The 7,467-nt window shown below is 74.6% G+C and carries 5 protein-coding genes; all 5 read left to right on the forward strand.

Annotated elements, in window-relative coordinates; translation table 11 throughout:
* The coding region (locus ACYVI6_RS17405) for an FkbM family methyltransferase (protein WP_460447576.1) at nt 1-978 on the forward strand (978 nt) is incomplete at its 5' end.
* 81 nt (nt 979-1,059) lie between these two features.
* Entirely contained in the window at nt 1,060-2,829 is a 1,770-nt protein-coding gene (locus ACYVI6_RS17410; RefSeq protein WP_460447577.1) for a stealth family protein, read from the forward strand.
* Nucleotides 2,826-3,977, forward strand: a complete 1,152-nt coding sequence (locus tag ACYVI6_RS17415; protein ID WP_460447578.1) for a glycosyltransferase family 2 protein — start codon at nt 2,826-2,828, stop codon at nt 3,975-3,977. Before ACYVI6_RS17410 ends, ACYVI6_RS17415 begins: the two co-directional genes overlap by 4 nt.
* Nucleotides 3,977-7,225 carry a glycosyltransferase gene (locus tag ACYVI6_RS17420; protein ID WP_460447579.1) on the forward strand — a complete coding sequence of 1,083 codons (3,249 nt, stop codon included), beginning with the start codon at nt 3,977-3,979 and terminating at the stop codon, nt 7,223-7,225. The genes ACYVI6_RS17415 and ACYVI6_RS17420 overlap by 1 nt, the downstream gene beginning before the upstream one ends.
* 44 nt (nt 7,226-7,269) lie before the next feature.
* The coding region (locus ACYVI6_RS17425; protein ID WP_460447580.1) for a hypothetical protein at nt 7,270-7,467 on the forward strand (198 nt) is incomplete at its 3' end.

Raw genomic sequence — 7,467 nt, forward strand, 5'->3', positions numbered from 1 at the left:
GCCGCGGCGTCGCGGCTCGCCGCCCGACTGGATCACCGGGTGCTGCGTCGCGCCGGCGTCGCGGCGTTCGCGCTCGGCCCCGGCCGCGTCGTGCTCGACAGGCGCCGCCCGGCCGCCCGCACGCACGCGGTCACCGAGCGGGTGTGGCTCGTCGACGCCGAGACCGACCGGACGCCGACGCAGGTGTCGCACGTCGACGGCGGCGCCTGGCTGGTGACCCGGCGCGACGTCGACCCGCTCCTCGAGACGCACACCCTGAAGCTGCTCGGCGACCGCCACGTCTCGTGGCTGCTGCAGCGCTACGCCGTCGACCTGGTGCTCGACGTCGGCGCGAACGTCGGGCAGTTCGCCCGCTCGATCCGCGACGGCGGCTACACCGGGCGCATCGTGTCGTTCGAGCCGGTGCCGGTGCACGCCGCGCAGCTCGAGCGGGCGGCCGCGGACGACCCGGGCTGGACGGTGCGACGGGTGGCGCTCGGCAGCGAGCCCGGCACCGCCTCGATGCGGGTGCAGCGCGAGTTCAGCTCGATCCGCGACGCGAACGCCTACGGCCGCGAGCGCTTCGAGGCCCTCGACGACGACGGCACCGAGGTGGTCGAGGTGCCGGTGCACCGGCTCGACGCGCTCCTGGACGAGCTGCTGGAGCCGCTGCGGGCCGCCGGCGTCGAGCACCCTCGGGTCTACCTGAAGACCGACACCCAGGGCTACGACCTCGAGGTCTTCCGCGGCCTCGGCGACCGCGTGCGCGACGTCGTCGCCATGCAGGCCGAGGCCTCGCTGCTCAGCATCTACGACGGCGCCCCCAGGCTGCCCGAGGCGATGACGGCGTACGAGCAGGCCGGCTTCGCCCTGACCGGCTGCTACCCGGTGAGCCGCGAGGCCGACGGGCGCGTCATCGAGCTCGACTGCACGTTCGTCCGCACCGGCGCCCTGGCCGAGACCGACCCCGGCCTCGACACCTCGACGGTGCTCTTCTGACCGTGCGGCCCCGTGCCTGCGCAGCGGCGTCGGCTGCATAGACTCTCGGCCACCCTGATGTCCTGAACGAGGCGGTGACGAGTGGTGAGGCTGGCCGACCTGGTGCCCGGACGCCTCGCCCAGGCAGCGCACCGGGCCCTGCCCGCGAGCGTGTGGGACGGCGCGCGCGACCTGGTGACCGGCGAGACCACGGCGCAGCGCAGGGTCCGGCAGCAGCGCGCCAGCGCGCTGCACCGACGCACGCGCGGCCGGTACACCGTGCCGACGCTGGCCGTCGACATGCTGCACGAGGTGGTCACCGCACGGGTGACCGAACGCTTCGTGTCCGGCGAGCTGCTCGCCGCCAACGCGGCACTCGTGCTGGGCGCGCTCACCGCCGACGGCGTCCCGGTGGTCGTGGTCGACGCCCCGACCAACCGCCGACGCGTCGTCGCCGTCGCCGCCCGCGACGCGGACGCCGCGCTCGCCGCCCTGCAGCGCGCCGCTCGCGGCCGGCCGGTGCACGTGAGCCGGGTCGTCGGCAGGTCGGTCGGCCGCCCGGTGCCGATCGAGCGGCTGGGCACCCTCGGACCGCACCTGGTGTGGCGGGTGCACGAGCCGTGGTGCAGCCCCTCCGGCTCGCCGCTCGCCGGCTCGGCGTTCGGGTGCGACCTCGAGCTCTGGACCGAGCTCGACCAGCCGCAGCCGGCGCTGGTCACCGGCGAGGAGCTCGCGCCCGGCACCCTCGTCGCGCCCCGGCGCAACCGCTGGACCGACGTCCTCGACCCGCGCAGCGAGCCGCTCTCCACCGAGGTCGACGGCGTGCCGCGCCGCGGGCTGCCGGCCGTCGGCGCGGTGCACGAGCTCGACGTCACCTTCCCCGTCGACGCCGTCTACACCTGGGTCGACGGCGCCGACCCCGCCTGGCGCGAACGCAAGCAGGCGGCGCTGGCGGCGGCCGGCCGGCCGGTGCACGAGTTCGCGGCCAACTCCTCACGCTTCACCAGCTACGACGAGCTGCGGTACTCGCTGCGCTCGCTGGAGGCGTACGCCGACTGGATCCGCACCGTGTACCTGGTGACCGACGACCAGGTGCCGGACTGGCTCGACACCACGAACCCCAGGGTGCGGGTGGTGAGCCATCGCGAGCTGTTCGGCGACCGCGGCCGGCTGCCGACCTTCAACTCGCACGCGATCGAGTCCCAGCTGCACCACCTGCCCGGGCTCGCCGACCACTACCTGTACCTGAACGACGACGTGTTCTTCGGCCGGCCGGTCGCACCCGACCTGTTCTTCCAGTCGAACGGCGTGTCCAGGTTCTTCCCCTCGACGTCGAAGCTCGGGCTGGGCCGGGCCCGGCCCACCGACATGCCCGGGATGAGCGCCGCCAAGAACAACCGCGACCTCTTGCACGACGAGTTCGGCGTCGTCACGACCCACAAGTACAAGCACGTCCCGATCACCCAGCGCCGCGACGTCCTGGTCGAGCTGGAGCAGCGCCACCCGCAGGTGTTCGCCGACACCGCCGCACACCAGTTCCGCGACGACGCCGACTACTCGATCGTGCCCTCGCTGCACCACGGCTACGGGTACCAGACCGGCCGGGCCACCAGAGGCGGTCTGCGGTACTTCTACGCCGACGTCTCCGACCCCGGGTCGGGCCCCCGCCTGGCCGGGCTGCTGCGTCGGCGGGACTACGACGTGTTCTGCCTGAACGACCACGACAGCAGCCGGCTCGACCCCGCCGAGCAGGAGCGCGTGGTCCGGGAGTTCCTGACCGGGTACTTCCCGCTGCGCAGCACCTTCGAGCGAGGTGACGGCGGCACCGACCACCCACCGGCCGGTTCGCCGACCCTAGGATGCGGCCCATGAGGTTCGTCGTCACGGTCATGGTCCGCGACGAGATCGACGTCATCGCAGCGGTCATCGAGCACACGCTCGCCCAGGAGCCCGACCTCGTCGTGGTCACCGACAACGGGTCGGTCGACGGCACCACCGAGGTCCTGCAGCGGTACGCGGACCTCGGCCTGGTCGAGCTGCACCACGACCCGGTGCACCGCAAGCAGCAGCACTCGGTGGTCACGGCGATGGCCCGGCGCGCCAGGACCGAGCACGCCGCCGACTGGGTGCTGAACATCGACGCCGACGAGTTCTGGGTGCCCGTCGACAAGCGCCTCACCCTGCGTGCCGCGCTCGAGCGCACCCCCCTGTCGCTGAACGCCTTCACCGTGCCGGTCACCAACCTGGTGGGCCGACCGGCGGTGCGCGGGAGCGGCTTCTCGCGGCTGGTGTGGCGCGACCTGCGCAGCGACGAGCAGCTGCAGGAGATCGGCATCAACGCCCAGCCGACCCCCGATGCGGTGCACCGGGGTGAGCCGGACGTCGTCGTGGCACAGGGCAACCACTTCGTGTCCATCGAGAGCAACGGCCAGCCCGACCCCGACGTCGCCCTCGAGGTGCTGCACGTCCCCTGGCGCTCCTGGCAGCAGTTCGAGCAGAAGGTGCTGCACGCCGGGCGGGCCTACGAGGCCAGCCCCGACCTGCGGCCCAGCAAGAACCACCACGGCATGAAGGACTACCGGCGGGCGCTCGCCGGGCGGCTGATGCCGGCCTACATGCTCCGCCAGCCGTCACCCGCCGAGCTGCTCGAGGGAGCCCGCGAGGGGTGGTTCCGCGAGGACCGGTGGCTGCACGATCACCTGGCCGGCCTGCAGGCCGGTGCGCACGCGCCCGACCTGCTCGCACCGCTGCTCGCCGACCAGGACGACGAGCCGTTCGACGCGTCGTTCGTCGAGGCCCAGGCGGCGCTCGGGCGCCAGTTCATGGAGCTCGAGCGCGAGCGCGACGCCGAGCGCGACCGCGCCGACGAGAACCGCGCCCTCGCCCGCCGCCTGTCGCGCCAGCGCGACGAGGCCCGCGCCCAGCTGCGGCTCGCCACCGGGCAGGCGCCGATCGGCGTCGAGGCGAAGGCGCTCGCTCGTCGAGCCGCCCGCGGCGTCCGTCGGCGGCTGCACCGCTGATGAGCGACCCCAGCGTCCCCCCGAACCCGGACGCCGGCCGCACGCCGGCCGAGCCGGGCCGACGCCGCCTGACGCGGAGGCTGCGCACCGCCGCCTCCCGGGTGGCCGCCCAGGCACCCACGTCGACGGTGCAGCTGGTGCTCGACAGCGGGCTCTTCGACCCGGAGTGGTACGCCGCGACGGCTGGGTGCTCCACCGACCCGGTCGAGGCCGCGACGCACTACCTCGAGACGGGCTGCGCCCAGGGCCACACGGCGCACCCGCTCTTCGACCACCGGCACCTGATGAAGCGGTACGCCGACGTGATCGGCGACCACAACCCGCTGGTCGCCTACCTCAGCGACCCGCGGATGGCCACGGCGTCGACGCAGCCGCTCATGGCCTACCGCAGCTACCAGCGTGCGCACCGCGAGGCGAGCCGGTACCCGCGAGGCGTCACCCGGCACTACCTCGAGCGCGGCGCCGCCCAGGGGTTCGAGCCAGCACCCTGGTACCGGCCCGACACCGCTGCGGAGCCCGAGGGGCTGGCCGACTGGATGCGCGCGCGGCGGCGCGAGTGGGTGCAGCGTCGCCAGGTGACGACGTCCCCCTGGGTGGCCGAGCCGCCGGTGGCCGACACGGCCCACCGCGAGCTGCCGGCGGCGACGCCCGGCGCACCGCTCGTCAGCGTCGTGGTGCCCACCGGGGCCCCGACGCCCGACCTGGCCGCCGGCCTCGACTCGGTGCTGCAGCAGACGCTGCGCGACCTCGAGGTGCTGGTCGTGCACCCCGCCGCGCGCGGCGCGGAGGTCGCGGAGGTCGTCGACCGGCTCGGCGACGACCGCGTGCGGCTGCTCGCGACCGACGGCCCCGACCGGTCGGCGGCCCTCGCCGCGGGCGCCGCGGCCGCGACCGGCAGCTGGGTGGCGTTCTGCCCCCCGACCTGCGACTGGCTGCCGGAGCACCTCGCGGGCGTCGTGGGCCTCGCCGCCGCCGAGGGCGCCGAGGCGGCGTACGACGTCGTCGAACGGCTGAGCGGCGACGACGTCCCCTGGTACTGCGTGGGGCCCGTCACGTCGGAGCGCTCCCTGGTCGGCGTCCAGGGCCACCCCGCAGGGTTGGTCGTGCGTCGCGACGTGCTCGTCGAGCTCGGCGGCGTCGACGCCGAGGTGCACTGCGCGGCCCTGCACGACCTCGAGCTGCGGCTGCTGGGCCGCGGGCCGGTGCCGGTGCTGCAGCGGGTCGGCGCCAGGACGTCGGCTGCCCGCGAGGCGGCTGCGGTGGCGGCCACCCCGCTGCGAGACCGGCCCCGCACCGACGTCGAGCAGCTGCCGTCGTGGCACCAGGTGGTGCTGCACCGTCACCTCGTCGACTGGTCGGCGCCCGTCGAACCGGTCGACGACCTGGTCTCGGTCGTCGTCCCGACGCACGCCGACCACCGGCTGACCCGGCAGGCGGTGCTGCGGGTGAGCGAGGCGTACGACGCGGCGCTCGCCGCGTGGGAGGCGACCGGTGGCACCGACGACCCGCCCACCCGGGTCGAGGTCGTCGTCGTCGACAACGGCTGCCCGGCGGACGAGGCGGTCGCGCTCGACTCGCTGCCGCTGGAGTTCCCGATCGCGCGCGTGCTGCACCAGCCGGTGAACCGCGGGTTCGCGCTGGGCAACGACCTCGCACTGCCCAGCACCTCGGGCCGCGTCGTGGTGTTCCTCAACAACGACACGGAGGTGCGCACCGGTTGGCTCGAGCCGCTCGTGGCCGCGCTCGACGACCCGACGGTGCACGGGGCCCAGTCGCTGCTGATCTACCCGAGCGGGTCGATCCAGTCGGCCGGCATCGCGTTCCCGGCCACCGGTGGCGTCCCGCACGTGCTCCTGCAGGGCTTCCCCGTGGAGGACGCCGAGGGCATCGAGCACGAGCGGTTCAGCGCCTGCACCGCTGCCAGCCTGGCCATGCGCCGAGCGGACGTGCTCGCACTGGGCGGCTTCGACCCCCTCTTCCACAACGGGATGGAGGACGTCGACCTCGGCCTGCGGATGTGCCGGCTGCGGCCTGGCCGCTTCACGGTGCGACCCGACTCGCTGGTGCTGCACCACGAGTCGCGAGCGCCCGGCCGGTTCGAGCGGTCGCTGGTCAACCGGCGCCTGCTGCTCGACCGGTACCGGGACGACGTGCCGCGTGACGACGTCCGCCTGTGGGGCAGCCGCGGCTACGACGTCGTCGGCCACGAGGTGCGTCAGGTGGTGTCGCGCGACCGACGGGTCTCCGTGCCCGAGCCGGTGCTGACGCGGTCGCTGCGCGCCGACGTCCGCGAGGGGGTGCCGAGGCTGCGGTGGGCCCTGAAGAACCCCGCACCAGCCGGGCCGGAGGCCGAGCGCTGGGGCGACACCCACTTCGCCCGCCGCCTCGCCGCGGCGCTGCGCCGCCTGGGCCAGGAGGTCGTCATCGACCACCGCGCCGAGTTCGAGCGGTCGACCGGGCGGTTCGACGACGTCGTCCTCGTGCTGCGGGGCGTGGGCCCGTACAACCCGGTCTTCGGGCAGGTGTCCCTGTGCTGGCTCATCTCGCACCCCGAGATGATGAGCCGGCGCGAGTCGGTGGCGTACGACCGCGTCTTCGCCGCCAGCACGGTGTGGGCGCGCCGGATGTCGGCAGCCTGGGACGTGCGCATCGACCCGCTGCTGCAGGCGACGGACGCCGAGCTGTTCCACCCCGACCGCGGCCGCCCCGACACCGGGCACTCGTTGCTGTTCGTCGGCAGCTCGCGCAAGGTGCTGCGCCCGCTGGTCGGTGCGGCCGTCGAGCGCGGCCTGCCGCTCTCGATCGTGGGCAACCAGTGGGACGGGTTGGTGCCGGCGCGGTACGTGAAGTCGGAGTACCTCGCGAACGACGAGGTGGGCGAGGCCTACCGCCGGGCGGGTGTGGTGCTGAACGACCACTGGGAGGACATGCGGGAAGAGGGGTTCCTCTCGAACCGTCTCTTCGACGCCGCGGCCAGCGGTGCACGCGTCGTCACCGACGACGTCGCGGGCCTCGACGGCCTGTTCGGGCGCTCGGTGCAGGTCGCCCACGACGGCGACGAGCTCGCGGCGCTGGTCACCCGACCCGACCTCGACGCGGTGTTCGGCAGCGACGCCGAGCGGCGCGACGTCGCCGCGCGGGTGGCCCGCGACCACTCCTTCGACGCGCGTGCCCGGACGCTGCTCGATGCGGCGACCGAGCTGGGCGCGGGTCGCTTCGACGTACGGCGCAGAGATGCGTCGGACTGAGCACCCCGGCCGGGGTGCTGCGCCGCGAAGCGGAGGGACCCGAGTTGCCTGACACGTCCGGACGGTCTGCACGCACCACGAACGCACTGCACGACGTCGCGGCACGCGGCGCCCGTCGCGTGCTGCACCGGCTGCCACCGCCGGTGCGCTTGCGCGTCCGCCAGGTCAAGCGCGCCGCGCTCGGGCAGCCCCCGGTGCCGGTCGCGCACCCGCGACGCACCGCACCGCGGGCCGCCGCGCCG

Source organism: Angustibacter aerolatus (assembly GCF_054776675.1).

Excerpts from the sequence above, each read along its gene's own strand:
- ACYVI6_RS17415 (WP_460447578.1), top strand. The coding sequence starts at position 2,826 with ATGAGGTTCGTCGTCACGGTCATGGTCCGCGACGAGATCGACGTCATC.
- ACYVI6_RS17420 (WP_460447579.1), top strand. The coding sequence starts at position 3,977 with ATGAGCGACCCCAGCGTCCCCCCGAACCCGGACGCCGGCCGCACGCCG.